Genomic DNA, 14,395 nt, shown 5'->3' with positions numbered 1-14,395 from the left:
TGCGCCCTGCGCCTATGCTGCGCCAAATCACCCCGTCAGAGGGAGGGCAGTCATGGCCGTGGGCGTTTTCGATTCAGGTCTCGGGGGCTTGACGGTGCTGGATGCCGTCAGCAAGCGCTTGCCCGATGTGCCCTTCGTCTATTTCGGCGACAATGCCCATGCACCCTATGGGGTGCGCACGCATGATGACATCTTCAACCTGACCTGCGCCGCGACCGAACGGCTCTGGGCCGAGGGCTGCGATCTGGTGATCCTCGCCTGCAACACCGCTTCGGCCGCCGCGCTGAAACGGATGCAGGAAAGCTGGCTGCCGCCGGGCAAGCGCGTGCTGGGGGTGTTCGTGCCGCTGATCGAGGCGCTGACCGAACGGCAATGGGGCGACAACAGCCCCCCGCGCGAGGTCGCGGTCAAGCATGTGGCGCTGTTTGCAACGCCTGCCACCGTGGCCAGCCGCGCCTTTCAGCGCGAACTGGCCTTCCGCGCCATCGGCGTGGATGTCGAGGCGCAGCCCTGCGGCGGCGTGGTCGATGCGATCGAACAGGGCGACGAAATTCTGGCCGAGGCGCTGGTGCGCAGCCATGTTGAGGCGTTGAAGCGGCGCATGCCGCATCCGCAGGCCGCCATTCTGGGATGCACCCATTACCCCTTGATGCAAAACGCTTTTCAAGAGGCGCTCGGGGCCGATGTCAAGGTGTTCAGCCAGGCCAATCTGGTGGCGGACAGCCTGGCCGATTACCTGGTGCGGCGTCCGGAATTCCTGGGCGCGGGCAAGGTGTCGAAGTTCCTGACGACCGGCGACCCGGCCAATGTGTCCTCCAAGGCGACGCAATTCCTGCGCCGCCGCATCAGTTTTGAGGCGGCATGACCCATGAGGACTGGCAGGCCGCGCGTCTGGCGGCGCTGACCGCCGAGGACGGATGGCTGAACCTGACCGACCGGATCGAGATCGCGCCGGGGCGCCTGACGCTGGGGCGGGGCGATCACGATCTGCGGCTCTCGGTGGGGCCGGACCTGCTGGGCACGCTGGTCCTTGCGCCGGACCTGACCGCGCGGCTGGAAATGCCCGAGGGGCAGGTGCTGGATTTTGCGCCCGGCCCGGGCGGGTTCGACACGCTGCGCATCGCCGGTCTGATCCTGGAAATTCACATTGTCGAAGGGGCGGCGGCGCTGCGGCTGCGCCAGATCGACCATCCGGCGCGGTGCGATTTTGCCGGCATCGACAGCTTTCCCTTTGACCCGGACTGGGTGATCGACGCGGAATGGCACGAACTGCCGGTGCCGGTCTTGCGCGACATCGCGATGGTTGCGGGGCGCAGCGACAGCGTGCGCCAGACCCATGTCGCGCGGTTTTCCCATGCGGGGCAACAGGTTGCGCTGGTCCCGACCCATATCAAGGCGGGCCGGCCGATGTTCGTCATCCGCGACGCGACCTCCGGTCACGAGACCTATGGCGCCTCGCGCTTTCTGATTGGCGAGGTGGCGGGCCATCGGGTGCGGCTGGATTTCAACCGCCTGCACAACCCGCCTTGCGCCTATACGCCCTTTGCGATCTGCCCGCTGCCGCCGCCGGAAAACCGGCTGGCCTTTGCGATCCGTGCCGGAGAGTTGACGCCGCGCGACCATTAGGCTCTTGCATCGCGCGCCCCAGCGCCGCAAAGAGAAACCGACCGCGACAAGAGGGGGCGAACCATGAAGAAGCGCATCGCAATCCTTGGGGCATCGGGCTATACCGGCGCCGAGCTGGTGCGCCTGATCGCCAGCCATCCGCAGATGGAAATCGTGGCCCTGTCGGCCGACCGCAAGGCGGGGCTGGAGATGGCCGAGGTGTTTCCCTTTCTGCGTCATCTGAACCTGCCCAAGCTTTGCAAAATCGACGAGATTGATTTTGCAAAAGTGGATCTGGCATTTTGCGCCCTGCCGCATGCCACCAGTCAGGCGGTGATCAAGGCGCTGCCGCGCGATTTGCGGGTGGTCGATCTGTCGGCGGATTTCCGGCTGCGCGACGTGGCGGAATACGAGAAATGGTATGGCCAGCCCCATGCCGCGCCGGAATTGCAGGCCGAGGCGGTCTATGGCCTGACCGAATTCTACCGCGACGATATCCGGGCCGCGCGGCTTTGCGCCGGCACCGGCTGCAATGCCGCCACCGGGCAATATGCGCTGCGCCCGCTGATCGAGGCCGGTTGCATCGATCTGGATGACATCTTGCTGGATCTGAAATGCGGCGTGTCGGGGGCGGGGCGGTCGCTCAAGGAAAACCTCCTGCATGCCGAACTGTCGGAGGGCACGCATGCCTATTCCGCCGGTGGCAAGCACCGGCATCTGGGGGAATTCGACCAGGAATTCAGCAAGATCGCCGGGCGCCCGGTGCTGGTGCAGTTCACCCCGCATCTGGCGCCGATGAATCGCGGCATTCTGGCCTCGGTCTATGTGAAGGGCGACGCCAGGGCCTGCTGGACCGCGCTGGAGGCGCGCTATGCGCTGGAGCCGTTCATCGAGGTGCTACCTTTCGGCGCAGTCCCCTCGACACGCGACATTCGTGGGTCCAATTACTGTCATATCGGTGTGGTGGCGGACCGGATTCCCGGCCGCACGCTGATCGTGGCGGTGCTGGACAACCTGACCAAGGGCTCTTCGGGGCAGGCGATCCAGAATGCCAACCTGATGCTGGGGCTGGAGGAGACCGCGGGCCTGATGCTGGCCCCCGTCTTCCCGTAAGGAGACCAAGATGAAGGGGTTGAAGAAAACCCGGCGGATCCAGATCCTCGCGCTGGCCTTCGTGGCGCTGGCGGGATCGACGGCGCTGATCGGCTATGCGATGCGCGACGGGATCAACTTTTTCCGCGCGCCGGCGCAGGTCATCGCCGAGCCGCCCGAGGCGGGCGAGGTGTTCCGCCTGGGCGGGCTGGTCGAACCCGGCAGCCTGGTGCGCGGGCAGGGTGAAACCATCCGCTTCAACGTGACCGACGGGGCCGAGATCGTGCCCGTCACCTTTACCGGCGTGCTGCCCGACCTGTTCAAGGAAGGGCAGGGCATGATCGGCACCGGCCAGATGGTTGGCGACACTTTCGAGGCGACCGAAATCCTCGCCAAGCATGACGAGAGCTATATGCCGAAAGAGGTGATGGAGGCGTTGAAGGAGCAAGGCGTCTATCACGATCCGAACGAACAGAGCGGATCGTAACGCGCGCTGCCTTACCGGGCGCTTAATCGCGCCATGACCATGCTGTCACCCGGCAAGAACGGGGGCTGGCATGAAGACGGTGCGGGAACTGGCAGAGGAAATCGTCGCGCGCGAAGGCGGGTATGTGAACGACCCCGACGATCCGGGCGGCGCCACCAATCACGGGGTGACGATCCATACACTGCGCGGGCTGGGCCTCGATCTGAATGGCGATGGCCGCGTCACCCCCGCCGATGTGCGCCGGCTGAGCCGCGAACAGGCGGTGGAGATTTACCTGCGCCACTACTTTGCAAAGCCCGGTATTGCAAATTTGCCTGTGGTTTTGCAGCCCGCACTCTTTGACATGTATGTGAATGCCGGCGCCAATGCGGTGCGCATCCTGCAACGGCTGCTGATCCGGCTGGGCTTTCCGCTGTTGGTGGATGGTGCGATCGGGCCAAAGACCATCGCGGCGGCCGAGCGCGCGGCGGCCAATGTCGCGCATCTGGCCGATGCCTATGGCGTGGCACGGCGCGACTATTACTATGCGCTTGGCGATGCCCGCCCCGCCAGCCGCAAATATTGTCGCCGCCGCGATGGCGGCAAGGGCGGCTGGATCACCCGGGCCGAAAGCTTTATCACGCCAGCCCTGCACCTGACCGAGGCACAGCATCGCGCGCGGGTGGCGGCATGGGGCTGAGCTTTCTGTCCGACGCGGCGCGGCTCAAACGCATCGCGGAACTGCTGCAAGAGGCTGATAGCCCCGCCTTGCCGGCCGCGCTGGAACTGCTGAACCGCGCGATCCGGCCCGCGACGGTGCTGGCGGTTCTGGCCCTCATCGGCCTCGCCTTTGTCGATCCGCCGCGCTATGCCGCCGGCATGGCCGCGCTGCGCACCACGCCGCTGGCGGTCTGGGGCCTCAGCGCGCTGATCCTGGGTCTGCATTTCCTGACGAAACCCGGCCCGGCTGCGGCGCGAACTTGACCCGCCTTCCGCCCTCTGGCAAGAGCCGGGGGTCAGGAAGGACGGACGAGATGAACCTTTTCACCGAATTGCGCAAAGCCGTGATCACCGAACTGGGCGCGATGACCGAGGCCGGGCTGCTGCCCGCCGGTCTGGACATGGGGGCCGTCGCGGTCGAGCCGCCGCGCGATGCGGCGCATGGCGACATGGCCACCAATGCCGCGATGGTGCTGGCCAAACCCGCGGGCCAGCAACCCCGCGTGATCGCCGAGGCGCTGGCCGCCCGACTGGCCACCGATCCGCGCATCGCCAGCGCCGAGGTGGCGGGGCCTGGCTTTCTGAACCTGCGCCTGCAACCCGTGGTCTGGCAGGGTCTGGCCAGGGCGATCCTGGAAACGGGCGCCGATTACGGGCGCTCCGATCTGGGGGCCGGGCAGAAGGTGAATGTCGAATTCGTCTCCGCCAACCCGACCGGGCCGATGCATGTGGGCCATGTGCGCGGCGCGGTGGTGGGCGATGCGCTGTCAAACCTGCTGGCCTTTGCCGGCTGGAACGTGACGCGCGAATATTACATCAACGACGGCGGCGCGCAGGTCAACGTGCTGGCCCGCTCGGCCTATGAACGCTACCGCGAGGCCAATGGGCTGGAGCCTGAAATCCGCGAGGGGCTGTATCCCGGCGATTACCTGATCCCGGTGGGCGAGGCGCTGAAGGACAAATACGGCACCAGCCTGATCGACCAGCCGGAATCCGTCTGGCTGGACGATGTGCGCGAATTCGCCACCGAACGCATGATGCAGATGATCCGCGAGGATCTGGCCGCGCTTGGCGTGCGGATGGATGTCTATTCCAGCGAAAAGGCGCTGTATGGCACCGGCGAGATCGAGGCCGCGATCGACACGCTGCGCAATATGGGCCTGATCTATGAGGGCGTGCTGGAACCCCCGAAGGGCAAGACCCCCGAGGATTGGGAGCCGCGTGAACAGACGCTGTTCCGTTCGACCGCGCATGGCGATGACGTGGATCGCCCGGTGAAGAAATCGGATGGGTCGTGGACCTATTTCGCCCCCGATATCGCCTATCACTACAACAAGGTCCGGCGCGGCTTCGATCAGCTGATCGACATTTTCGGCGCCGACCATGGCGGTTATGTCAAGCGGATGAAGGCCGCCGTCTCGGCCTTGTCCGATGGCCGGGTGCCGCTGGACATCAAGCTGATCCAGCTGGTCAAGCTTTACAAGAACGGCGAGCCCTTCAAGATGTCCAAACGCGCCGGCACCTTTGTCACGCTGCGCGATGTGGTGGAGGAAGTGGGCGCCGACGTGACCCGCTTTGTCATGCTGACCCGAAAGAACGACATGGCGCTGGATTTCGACTTCGACAAGGTGCTGGAACAGTCGAAGGACAACCCCGTTTTTTATGTGCAATACGCCAATGCGCGGATCAATTCCGTGCTGCGCAAGGCGCGTGAGGCCGGGGTTGCGGTCGATGACGCCACGCTGGCGGCGGCAGACCTGGCGCTGCTGAACCATCCGGCGGAGCTGGCGCTGATCGCCAAGCTGGCCGAATGGCCGCGTCTGGTGGAAATCGCCGCCAAGGGGAACGAGCCGCATCGCGTGGCCTTCTACCTTTATGAGCTGGCCTCTGACCTGCATGGGCTGTGGAACCGTGGCAATGACGAGCCTTCGCTGCGCTTTGTGCAAGCGGATGTGACCACGACTCAGGCGAAAATCGGCCTCGCCCGGGCGGCGGGCGTTGTGATTTGCGCCGGTCTTGCTATTCTGGGCGTCACTCCGGTCGAGGAAATGCGCTGAGAATGGCGCCCCGGCCCGGGGAACAGGCAAACCGTCAGGGCCCGCGGGCCCTGCACGCTTGGGGCAGAGCATGGCTGATGTGAATTATGACCGTTACGCCGGGGAGGCCGCGCCGCGGCCCCGTCAGGGCGGGCGGGCGCAGGGGCAGGGCGGTCGTCGTCAGGGCGGGCCGGGTCGCGGTGGCGCCCAGGGGCGGCGTATGCTGAACCTGCTGGGCGCGGCGGCATCGCTGGCGCTGCTGCTGGGCGCGGGCGTCTGGGGCTACAAGATCGCCGTGCGCAATGTTCTGGGCATTCCCGTCATCAAGGCGGTCGAAGGGCCGATGCGCGTCGCGCCGGAAAATCCCGGCGGCGAGGTGACGGCGCATCAGGGGCTTTCGGTCAACGATGTTGCGGCGGTCGGGGTGGCGACGCCCTTGCCCGATGAAATCGTGCTGGCGCCGCGTCCGGTCGATCTGGCGGCCGAGGACGGGCCGGGCCTTGCGCCCGAACCACCGGCCGAACTGCTGGCCCCCGTCGCGCAAGAGCCGGTCGCGCTGCCTGCGGCCGATGGCGTGGCTGAGGCCGCGATCACCGACCTGCCGCTGGATCCGCTGACCACCGTCGCACCTCTGGGCGATGAGGCTGGGGCCGGCGCCCCGGCCGATGTTCTGGCTTTGGCCGATAGTCTTGCCGCCGGGGCGGCGCCGCTGAGCGCGCCCGAAGTGGGGTCTGAGTCCGCGCCTGTGGTGGCGGGCGGGTTGGGCCGCTCGATCCGGCCGCTGGCCCGGCCCGGCGCGCTGGCCGGCGCTGCCGCGCCCTCTGCCACCGATGCCGCCGTGGCCGCGGCCCTTGGCATCGCAGCGCGGGAGGTCGATCCGGCGGCGCTGGCGCTTGGCACCCGGCTGGTGCAGTTCGGCGCCTTTGACAGCGAGGATGAGGCCCGCGCCGCCTGGGATCGCATCGCGGGCCGCTTTGGCGAATTGATGGCGGGCAAGGGCCGCGTGGTGCAGGCCGCCGAAAGCGGCGGGCGCACCTTCTATCGCCTGCGCGCCGAAGGCTTTGCCGATGAGGCCGATGCCCGCCGCTTCTGCGCCGCGCTGACCGCCGAAAGCACCGATTGCATCCCGGTCACCCTGCGATGAGTGCCGCCCCCCATGGCGCCACGATACTGGGATGCGCCGGCCTGACCCTCGGCCCCGAGGAACGCGCCTTTTTCCGCGAGGCCGATCCCTGGGGTTTCATCCTCTTTGCCCGCAATGTCGAAACCCCGGCCCAGGTCGCTCGGCTGACCGCCGATCTGCGCGACGCGGTCGGGCGCGACGCGCCGGTGCTGGTGGATCAGGAAGGCGGCCGGGTGCAGCGCCTGCGCGCGCCGCATTGGTCGGAATGGCTGCCGCCGCTGGAGGCGGTGAGGGCTGCGGGGGCGGGGGCTGCGCGCATGATGTGGCTGCGCGGCAGGCTGATCGCGGCCGAACTGCGCGCTGTCGGCATCGACAGCAATTGTGCGCCCTGCCTCGATATCGCGACCGGGGTCACCCATCCCTTTCTGTTGAACCGCTGCTATGGCACCGAGGCCGGCCCCGTGGCCCAACTGGGCCGCGCGCTGGCCGAGGGGCATCTGGCGGGCGGCGTGCTGCCGGTGATGAAGCATATGCCCGGCCATGGCCGCGCCAGCGGCGACACGCATCACGACCTGCCGCGCGTCACCGCGCCGCGCGAAACCCTGCAAGCCATTGATTTCGCGCCCTTCCATGCCCTGGCCGATCTGCCGATGGCGATGACCGCGCATATCGTCTTTTCCGCCTATGACGAGGCGCCGGCCACCTGTTCGCCGCGCATGATGCAGGTCATGCGGCAGGAAATCGGCTTTGACGGGCTGATCATGTCGGATGATCTGAACATGCAGGCGCTTTCGGGCAGCTTGGGCGAACGCGCGGCGCGGGCAATCGGCGCGGGCTGCGATCTGGCGCTGCATTGCAAGGGCGACCTGGCCGAGATGCAGGCCGTGGTCGCCGCTGCCGGCCGCATGACGCCCGCTGCCAGCCGCCGCGCAGAGGCCGCGCTGGCGCGCCGCCTGCCGCCCGAACCGGCCGATCTGGCCGCCTTCCGGGCCGAACATGACGCGCTGCTGGGGGCGGACATGCCCCATGTCTGACCGCGACTGGATCGACGAACAGAAGGACCAGAGCGTCAGCGACAGGCTGGCCGCCGAGGCGCTGATCGTCGATGTGGACGGGTTCGAGGGGCCGCTCGATCTGCTCTTGTCGCTGTCGCGCAGTCAAAAGGTTGACCTGCGGCGCATCTCGGTCCTTCAACTGGCCGAGCAGTATCTGGGTTTCGTCAACAAGGCCAAGGCGTTGCGGATCGAACTTGCCGCGGATTATCTGGTGATGGCGGCCTGGCTCGCCTATCTGAAATCGCGCCTGTTGCTGCCACCCGACCCGACCGAAGACGGGCCGAGCGCCGAGGATCTGGCCGCCCATCTGGCCTTTCAGCTCGAACGCCTGCAAGCCATGCGCGAAGTGGCGGCGCGGCTGATGGCGCGGGACCAGCGCGGGCGCGATTTCTTTGTGCGCGGTCAGACCGAAGAGGTCGCGCGCAGCCGCAAGGTGGTCTATTCCGCCGCGCTGATCGACCTGATGCGCGCCTATGCCCGCATCCGCACCAAGGACGAATTCCGCCCCTTCGTGATGGATCGTCACGACGTGTTCACCATGGAACAGGCGCTGGACCGGATGCGCGGGCTGATCGGCTATGTCGGCGACTGGTCCGATCTGGAAAGCTGGATGCCCGAGGGCTGGGATGCCCATCCGATGCGCCGGCGCTCCTCGCTGGCGGCGCATTTCGCGGCGGTGCTGGAAATGGCCAAGCGCGGACAGATCCAGATCCGCCAGGGCGAAACCTTTGCCCCGATCCAGATCCGTCGCAAGGAGGGTGAATGAGCGAGACCGAACAAAGCCTGTTCGACGCCCCCCCGATCGCGGAGCAGGAACGCATGGTGGAGGCGATCCTGTTCGCCGCCGCCGAGCCGGTGACCGTGGCCGAACTGGAACGCCGGATGCCGCATGGCTGCGACCCGGCCGAGGCCCTGGCCTATCTGCGCCGCCGCTATGAGGGGCGCGGCGTGCGCATCGTGCGGGTGGGCGATGCCTGGGCGATCCGCACCGCGCCCGATCTGGGCTATCTGATGCAGAAAGAGGTGATCGAGCAGCGCAAGCTCAGCCGCGCCGCGATCGAGACGCTGGCGATCATTGCCTATCACCAGCCGGTCACCCGCGCCGAGATCGAGGAGATTCGCGGCGTCGCGGTCAGCCGCGGCACTATTGATCAGCTGCTGGAAATGGAATGGATCCGCTTTGGCCGCCGCCGCATGACCCCGGGCCGCCCGGTGACCTTTGTGGTGACGGAATCCTTTCTCGATCATTTCGGCCTCGAATCGGCGCGCGATCTGCCGGGGCTCAAGGATCTGCGCGCGGCGGGGCTGCTGGACAGCCGGCCTTTGCCGGGGGCGCTGGCCACGCCGGGCGACGAAGACGAGGCGAGCGGTCAGACCGAATTGTTCGAGGATTGAGGCGCGCGGATGGATTTTGCAAAACTGGTTCAGCAAATTGCGAATATGCTCTTTCGCCGGGCGACCAACCGGGTGATGCGGCAGGGCATGAACCGGATGGCCAAGGGCGCCGGTGCCGATCCGCGTCAGGTCAATGCCATGCAGCGCAAGGCGCGGCAGGCGGCCCGGCTGTTGCGGCGGATCGGGCGTTAATCGCGGAAATGCTTGGCGAGCTTGAGGCCCTGGCCCTGATAGTTTGACGCGATCCCGGCGCCATAGAGTGTCTCGGGCCGCGCCGCCATGCGTTCATAGACCAGCCGGCCGACCACCTGCCCATGTTCCAGCACGAAGGGCGCCTCGTGGCAGCGCACCTCCAGCACGCCGCGTGAGCCGCGCCCGCCTGCCGCGGCATGGCCGAAGCCGGGGTCAAAGAAGCCGGCATAATGCACGCGAAATTCGCCCACCATTGCCAGATAGGGCGCCATTTCGGCGGCATAATCCGGGGGGATCGTCACTGCCTCGCGGCTGACCAGAATGTAGAACGCCCCGGGATCCAGGATGATCCTGCCATCGCGGGCGCGCACATCCTCCCAGAACTCGGCCGCGGGGTAATGGCCGATACGGTCGAGGTCGATCACCCCGGTATGCGGCTTGGCGCGATAACCGACCAGATCGCCGCTTTCGGGCCGCAGATCGACCGAAAAGCCCAGACCATCGGAAATCACCGCCGACCCGTCCACCAGCGGTTCCTGTGCATGCAGCGCCAGGAGATCGGCATCCGACAGCACCGCCTGACCGCGCCGGAACCGGATCTGATTGAGCCGTTGCCCCGCCCGCGCCAGCACCGAAAAGCTGCGCGGGCAGACTTCGGCGTAAAGCGGGCCGTGATAGCCCTCGGCGATGCGGTCGAATTCGACGCCGCCATCGGTGATCGTGCGCGTCAGCAGATCGAGCCGCCCGGTGGAGCTCTTGGCATTGGCGACGGCGGTGATGCCGGGCGGCAAAGCCAGCCGCTCCATCAGTGGCACCACATAGACGCAGCCCTTTTCCAGCACCGCCCCCTCGGTCAGGTCGATGCGGTGCATCTCGAATTCGGCGATGCGGTCGGCGACGCTGCGATCCTTGCCAGCCAGGAACGAGGCGCGCACGCGATAGGCGACATGGCCCAGCCGCAGGTCAAGGCTTGCAGGCTGGATCTGGGCGGGCAGGATCGCCGGATCGGCAGCGATCACGCCGGCGTCGATCAACTGGCGCAGCTCTTGTGCGGGCAGAACTCCGGTCGCGGTCATGCGCGTCTCCTAAGCCTATGAAAAGACCCGCCCTGTTGCCAGAGGCGGGTCTTTTTCGATGGTCGGGCCGGCGAGATTCGAACTCGCGGCCTTCCGCCCCCCAGACGGACGCGCTAACCAGGCTGCGCCACGGCCCGACACTGCGCGGATACATAACGATAATTCCGGCGGGGGCAAGCGGCAAAACGCATCTCGCCACATTATCCGCGTCGCGGCTGGTTCAGCGGCGCGATCCGGCCATGCAGCTGGCGCGCCCGCGCCAACAGGCGTTGCAATCCGTGCCGACTTTCCGGCAGCAGCGGCGCGGAGAGGTCGCGCAACCGTGTGGCGATCCAGGGGCGATCAGCAGGGGCTGGCGCGGCGAGCGGCGACGAATCATCGACGGAGGCGGCCTGGGGCTGGGGGGATTCGGTCGGTGACTCGATCGCCGGTGCAGGTGCGGCTTCCCCCATTGCCTCGGGCATGGCGGGCAGCTCGATCTCTGCGGCGCGCGGGGGCTCCGGCTCGGGCACAAAGGCCGCATCAGGCTGCGCCTCCATCTCGGGTTGGGGCACGGGATCGGGCAGGGGGGCCGGCTCGGGGGCGGCGATGTCCTCGGGCGGGTCCAGGTCGAACAGCGACCATTGCCGCCGCTCCTCGGGGCCGGGCGGCGGCGGGGCGGCGCGCAGTTGCGCCCGCAGCGCCGCGGGGCTTTCATCGGCCTCGGTCCCGCTTCGCCAATCGGTCAGCGCCACGATATTGTCGATCGGCGACTCGTCGATCACCGTCTGGTCCAGGCTTTCGGCCAGCGCCTCGATCTCGGGCGGGCTGTCCTCGCCGCCCAACTGGGCGACATGGCGAATCCCTTGATCGCGCAGGATTTTCTGCACGCCACGGATCGTCATCCCCTCATCATGCAACAGCTTGCGGATGCCCGACAGCAACGCAACATCGGCGGGGCGGTAATAGCGCCGCCCGCCCGCCCGCTTCACCGGCTTGATCTGTGGAAAACGGCTTTCCCAGAACCGCAGCACATGGGCCGGCGTGTCCAGAAGCTCCGCGACTTCACTGATGGTGCGAAAGGCGTCGGGCGATTTTTCCATGGCCCCGCTCATGCCCCCGGTCAGCCCTTCTTGCCGTTGGCGACCCGCTCTTTCATCAGATGCGAGGGGCGGAAGGTCAGCACGCGGCGCGGGCTGATCGGCACCTCGTCCCCGGTCTTGGGGTTGCGCCCGACCCGGGCCGACTTGTCGCGCACCGAAAAGGTGCCAAAGGACGAGATCTTGACCGTCTCGCCCTCGACCAGCGCGTCGGAGACATGTTGCAGCACGGATTCGACCAGATCGGCGGATTCGTTGCGCGACAGCCCGACCTCGCGGAACACGGCCTCGCTCAGATCCATACGGGTCAGCGTCTTTTCACTCATCGGTCCCCCCCGGGATTTTCATCCAGATTGAGGCCTTTGGGTTTTCGAGTCAATATCAACCACTTGCGCGCGATTGTTCAAACAGGCGCGGTGAACTATCTGCCACCGCCTGCCCGGATTGTCAGCATTCTGGAAACGTCACCAGCGCAGAACCACCGCGCCCCAGGCCAGACCGCCGCCGATGGCCTCGGTCACGACCAGATCACCGGGCTTGATCTGCCCGCGCGCGACCCCCACCGACAGCGCCAGGGGAATCGACGCGGCCGAGGTATTGCCGTGATCCTGCACGGTCACCACAACGCGCTCCATCGGCACCTGCATACGTTTGGCGGTGCCCTCGATGATGCGGATATTGGCCTGATGCGGCACGATCCAGTCCACGTCGGCGCCGCTCAGCCCGACCTTGTCGAGCGCGGCATGGGCGGTTTCGGCCAGTTTCTCGACCGCGTGGCGGAACACTTCCTTGCCCTGCATGCGCAGATGGCCGGTGGTGCCGGTCGAAACGCCGCCATCGACATAAAGAATGTCCTTCTGGCGCCCGTCGGAATTGAGATCGGTCGCGAGGATGCCGCGATCCTCTGGGGTGCCGGCGCCTTCCTGCGCCTCCAGCACCAGGGCGCCGGCGCCATCGCCGAACAGCACGCAGGTGCCGCGGTCGGTCCAGTCCATCAGGCGCGAAAAGGTCTCGGCGCCGATCACCAGCACCCGCCGCGCCTGGCCCGAAACGATCAGCGCATTGGCATTGGCCAGCGCAAAGACAAAGCCCGCACAGACCGCCTGCACGTCAAAGGCAAAGCCCCGGGTCATGCCAAGGCGCGCCTGAATCATCGTGGCGGCAGAGGGAAAGGTCAGATCGGCGGTCGAGGTGGCGACGATGATCGCGTCGATCTCCTCGGCGCCAAGCCCGGCATGGGCCAGCGCCGCCTCGGCCGCGCGGGCGCCCAGATCAGAGGTGGTCTGCCCCTCGGCCGCGAAATGGCGCCGCTCGATCCCGGAGCGGGACTTGATCCATTCGTCGGAGGTGTCGATGGTCGCCTCGAACTCGCTGTTCGGAACGACCCGTTCGGGCAGGTAATGGCCAACACCCCGGACGACGGCGCGCACTGTCATTGTTTTTCACCGCTTTTCTGCTCGGTCGCATCCTGCCCCGCCGCTTCGGCAGATGCAAGACGTGCCGCCAGCCGGTCATTGAAGCCCGACCGCGCCAGTTGCGCCGCCAGCCGGATCGCGGCAGAGACCCCGGTCGCATCGGCCGAACCATGGCTTTTCACCACGGTCCCGTTCAGGCCCAGGAACACCCCGCCATTCACCCGGCGCGGATCGACCCGTTCGCCCATGGCGCGCAGCGATTTCAGCACCAGCAGCGCCGCGAATTTCGCGATCACGCCGCCGGTGAATACCTGGCGCACGAAATCCGACACCAGCTTGGCCGTGCCTTCGCCGGTCTTGAGCGCGATATTGCCGGTAAAGCCGTCGGTCACGATCACATCGACGCGGGCCGAGGGGATATCGCCGCCCTCGACAAAGCCGACAAAGTCGAACCCCGCGGCATCCTGCGCCGCCAGCATCCGGTCATGGGCGATCTTCAGCTCGGCCCGGCCCTTGTGTTCCTCGGTGCCGACATTCAGCAGGCCCACCCGGGGCCGCTTGAGATCAAGCCCGTTGCGCGCATAGGCCGCGCCCATGGTCGCATATTGCAGCAGGTCTTCCGGCTCGGCCTTGATATCGGCGCCCACGTCCAGCATCACGTTGAAGCCGCCGGGATTGCGCGAGGGCCAGAGGCAGGCGATGGCGGGGCGATTCACCCCGGGCAGCTTGCGCAGGCGGATCATGCTGACCGCCATCAGCGCGCCGGTATTGCCGCAACTGACCGCGACGCGGGCCTCGCCCTGTTTCACGCTGTCGATGCAGGACCACATGGAGGTGCCCTCGCCATGGCGCATCACCTGGCTGGGCTTGTCCTCCATCGTCACCACGCGCGGCGCATGACGCAGCGTGATGCGCGGCGCCAGATCGCCATGCGGCGCCAGCAGCGGCTTCAGCATCGCCTCATCGCCATGAAGCACGAAATCGAGCGCGGCATCGCGACGCGCGGAATCGACAAGACCGGCAACAACCGCTGCCGGCCCCCGATCCCCGCCCATGGCGTCCAGTGAAATGACGGTGCGCAGCGCGCTCTCTTGCGGAAGATCGGTTCCGTTCGACATGCGGGCAGCAGGCAGGGGAAGCG

The 14,395-nt window shown here is 67.0% G+C and carries 17 protein-coding genes and 1 tRNA gene; 12 read left to right on the top strand and 6 right to left on the bottom strand.

The genetic code is table 11. The annotated features are described in order from the left end of the window. Positions 1-52 precede the first annotated feature (52 nt). From FOA17_RS15065 to FOA17_RS19765, 12 genes are all read left to right on the top strand, one after another. Positions 53-865 carry a glutamate racemase gene (locus tag FOA17_RS15065; RefSeq protein WP_149142316.1) on the top strand — a complete coding sequence of 271 codons (813 nt, stop codon included), beginning with the start codon at positions 53-55 and terminating at the stop codon, positions 863-865. Beyond that, positions 862-1,626: a DUF1684 domain-containing protein gene (locus tag FOA17_RS15060; RefSeq protein WP_149142315.1), complete on the top strand. Its 765-nt coding sequence runs from the start codon at positions 862-864 to the stop codon at positions 1,624-1,626. Before FOA17_RS15065 ends, FOA17_RS15060 begins: the two co-directional genes overlap by 4 nt. A gap of 63 nt (positions 1,627-1,689) precedes the next feature. Further along, the gene (gene argC / locus FOA17_RS15055) at positions 1,690-2,718 is read left to right on the top strand and encodes an N-acetyl-gamma-glutamyl-phosphate reductase (protein WP_149142314.1); all 1,029 of its coding nucleotides are present in this window, start codon (positions 1,690-1,692) and stop codon (positions 2,716-2,718) included. A gap of 10 nt (positions 2,719-2,728) precedes the next feature. Then, a complete protein-coding gene (gene ccmE, locus FOA17_RS15050; protein WP_149142313.1) occupies positions 2,729-3,184 on the top strand; it encodes a cytochrome c maturation protein CcmE in 456 nt (151 codons plus the stop codon). A gap of 70 nt (positions 3,185-3,254) precedes the next feature. Further along, positions 3,255-3,863: a holin-associated N-acetylmuramidase gene (locus FOA17_RS15045; RefSeq protein WP_149142312.1), complete on the top strand. Its 609-nt coding sequence runs from the start codon at positions 3,255-3,257 to the stop codon at positions 3,861-3,863. After that, a complete protein-coding gene (locus FOA17_RS15040) occupies positions 3,854-4,147 on the top strand; it encodes a 3TM-type holin (RefSeq protein ID WP_149142311.1) in 294 nt (97 codons plus the stop codon). Before FOA17_RS15045 ends, FOA17_RS15040 begins: the two co-directional genes overlap by 10 nt. A gap of 50 nt (positions 4,148-4,197) precedes the next feature. After that, on the top strand, positions 4,198-5,940 hold the full coding sequence (argS, locus tag FOA17_RS15035; protein WP_149142310.1) for an arginine--tRNA ligase: 1,743 nt from the start codon (positions 4,198-4,200) through the stop codon (positions 5,938-5,940). A 70-nt stretch (positions 5,941-6,010) separates the two neighbouring features. Then, positions 6,011-7,063 carry an SPOR domain-containing protein gene (locus FOA17_RS15030; RefSeq protein WP_149142309.1) on the top strand — a complete coding sequence of 351 codons (1,053 nt, stop codon included), beginning with the start codon at positions 6,011-6,013 and terminating at the stop codon, positions 7,061-7,063. Next, a complete protein-coding gene (gene nagZ / locus FOA17_RS15025) occupies positions 7,060-8,076 on the top strand; it encodes a beta-N-acetylhexosaminidase (protein ID WP_149142308.1) in 1,017 nt (338 codons plus the stop codon). The genes FOA17_RS15030 and nagZ overlap by 4 nt, the downstream gene beginning before the upstream one ends. Next, complete coding sequence (locus FOA17_RS15020) at positions 8,069-8,863, top strand: segregation and condensation protein A (protein WP_149142307.1); 795 nt, start codon at positions 8,069-8,071, stop codon at positions 8,861-8,863. Before nagZ ends, FOA17_RS15020 begins: the two co-directional genes overlap by 8 nt. Next, a complete protein-coding gene (gene scpB / locus FOA17_RS15015) occupies positions 8,860-9,492 on the top strand; it encodes an SMC-Scp complex subunit ScpB (RefSeq protein ID WP_149142306.1) in 633 nt (210 codons plus the stop codon). The genes FOA17_RS15020 and scpB overlap by 4 nt, the downstream gene beginning before the upstream one ends. 45 nt (positions 9,493-9,537) lie before the next feature. After that, entirely contained in the window at positions 9,538-9,684 is a 147-nt protein-coding gene (locus tag FOA17_RS19765; protein WP_162528275.1) for a hypothetical protein, read from the top strand. Here FOA17_RS19765 and FOA17_RS15010 read toward each other — a convergent pair. The 6 genes from FOA17_RS15010 to plsX form a co-directional block, all read right to left on the bottom strand. Next, positions 9,681-10,760 carry a 2'-deoxycytidine 5'-triphosphate deaminase gene (locus FOA17_RS15010; RefSeq protein WP_149142305.1) on the bottom strand — a complete coding sequence of 360 codons (1,080 nt, stop codon included), beginning with the start codon at positions 10,758-10,760 and terminating at the stop codon, positions 9,681-9,683. The two genes, FOA17_RS19765 and FOA17_RS15010, sit on opposite strands and share 4 nt — an antisense overlap. A 59-nt stretch (positions 10,761-10,819) precedes the next feature. After that, a tRNA-Pro gene (locus tag FOA17_RS15005) sits at positions 10,820-10,897 on the bottom strand. Positions 10,898-10,960: 63 nt separating this feature from the next. Continuing rightward, on the bottom strand, positions 10,961-11,842 hold the full coding sequence (locus FOA17_RS20170) for a MerR family transcriptional regulator (RefSeq protein WP_238991836.1): 882 nt from the start codon (positions 11,840-11,842) through the stop codon (positions 10,961-10,963). Positions 11,843-11,862: 20 nt separating this feature from the next. Continuing rightward, positions 11,863-12,165, bottom strand: a complete 303-nt coding sequence (gene ihfA, locus FOA17_RS14995) for an integration host factor subunit alpha (RefSeq protein WP_149142304.1) — start codon at positions 12,163-12,165, stop codon at positions 11,863-11,865. A 138-nt stretch (positions 12,166-12,303) separates the two neighbouring features. Further along, positions 12,304-13,275, bottom strand: coding sequence for a beta-ketoacyl-ACP synthase III (locus FOA17_RS14990; RefSeq protein ID WP_149142303.1), 972 nt, complete (start codon positions 13,273-13,275; stop codon positions 12,304-12,306). After that, entirely contained in the window at positions 13,272-14,372 is a 1,101-nt protein-coding gene (gene plsX, locus FOA17_RS14985) for a phosphate acyltransferase PlsX (RefSeq protein WP_149142302.1), read from the bottom strand. Before plsX ends, FOA17_RS14990 begins: the two co-directional genes overlap by 4 nt. Between the last annotated feature and the right edge of the window lie 23 nt (positions 14,373-14,395).

This window comes from Gemmobacter caeruleus (assembly GCF_008271655.1).
GTDB lineage: Bacteria > Pseudomonadota > Alphaproteobacteria > Rhodobacterales > Rhodobacteraceae > Gemmobacter > Gemmobacter caeruleus.
Note: the sequence above shows the minus strand (reverse complement) of the source record. Positions and strands in the feature narration are given on the sequence as shown.

Coding starts and splice junctions, on each gene's coding strand:
- FOA17_RS15065 (WP_149142316.1), top strand. CDS start 53: ATGGCCGTGGGCGTTTTCGATTCAGGTCTCGGGGGCTTGACGGTGCTG.
- FOA17_RS15045 (WP_149142312.1), top strand. CDS start 3,255: ATGAAGACGGTGCGGGAACTGGCAGAGGAAATCGTCGCGCGCGAAGGC.
- scpB (WP_149142306.1), top strand. CDS start 8,860: ATGAGCGAGACCGAACAAAGCCTGTTCGACGCCCCCCCGATCGCGGAG.
- ccmE (WP_149142313.1), top strand. CDS start 2,729: ATGAAGGGGTTGAAGAAAACCCGGCGGATCCAGATCCTCGCGCTGGCC.
- FOA17_RS20170 (WP_238991836.1), bottom strand. CDS start 11,842: ATGGAAAAATCGCCCGACGCCTTTCGCACCATCAGTGAAGTCGCGGAG.
- FOA17_RS14990 (WP_149142303.1), bottom strand. CDS start 13,275: ATGACAGTGCGCGCCGTCGTCCGGGGTGTTGGCCATTACCTGCCCGAA.
- FOA17_RS15030 (WP_149142309.1), top strand. CDS start 6,011: ATGGCTGATGTGAATTATGACCGTTACGCCGGGGAGGCCGCGCCGCGG.
- argS (WP_149142310.1), top strand. CDS start 4,198: ATGAACCTTTTCACCGAATTGCGCAAAGCCGTGATCACCGAACTGGGC.
- nagZ (WP_149142308.1), top strand. CDS start 7,060: ATGAGTGCCGCCCCCCATGGCGCCACGATACTGGGATGCGCCGGCCTG.
- ihfA (WP_149142304.1), bottom strand. CDS start 12,165: ATGAGTGAAAAGACGCTGACCCGTATGGATCTGAGCGAGGCCGTGTTC.
- FOA17_RS15010 (WP_149142305.1), bottom strand. CDS start 10,760: ATGACCGCGACCGGAGTTCTGCCCGCACAAGAGCTGCGCCAGTTGATC.
- argC (WP_149142314.1), top strand. CDS start 1,690: ATGAAGAAGCGCATCGCAATCCTTGGGGCATCGGGCTATACCGGCGCC.
- FOA17_RS19765 (WP_162528275.1), top strand. CDS start 9,538: ATGCTCTTTCGCCGGGCGACCAACCGGGTGATGCGGCAGGGCATGAAC.
- plsX (WP_149142302.1), bottom strand. CDS start 14,372: ATGTCGAACGGAACCGATCTTCCGCAAGAGAGCGCGCTGCGCACCGTC.
- FOA17_RS15020 (WP_149142307.1), top strand. CDS start 8,069: ATGTCTGACCGCGACTGGATCGACGAACAGAAGGACCAGAGCGTCAGC.
- FOA17_RS15040 (WP_149142311.1), top strand. CDS start 3,854: ATGGGGCTGAGCTTTCTGTCCGACGCGGCGCGGCTCAAACGCATCGCG.
- FOA17_RS15060 (WP_149142315.1), top strand. CDS start 862: ATGACCCATGAGGACTGGCAGGCCGCGCGTCTGGCGGCGCTGACCGCC.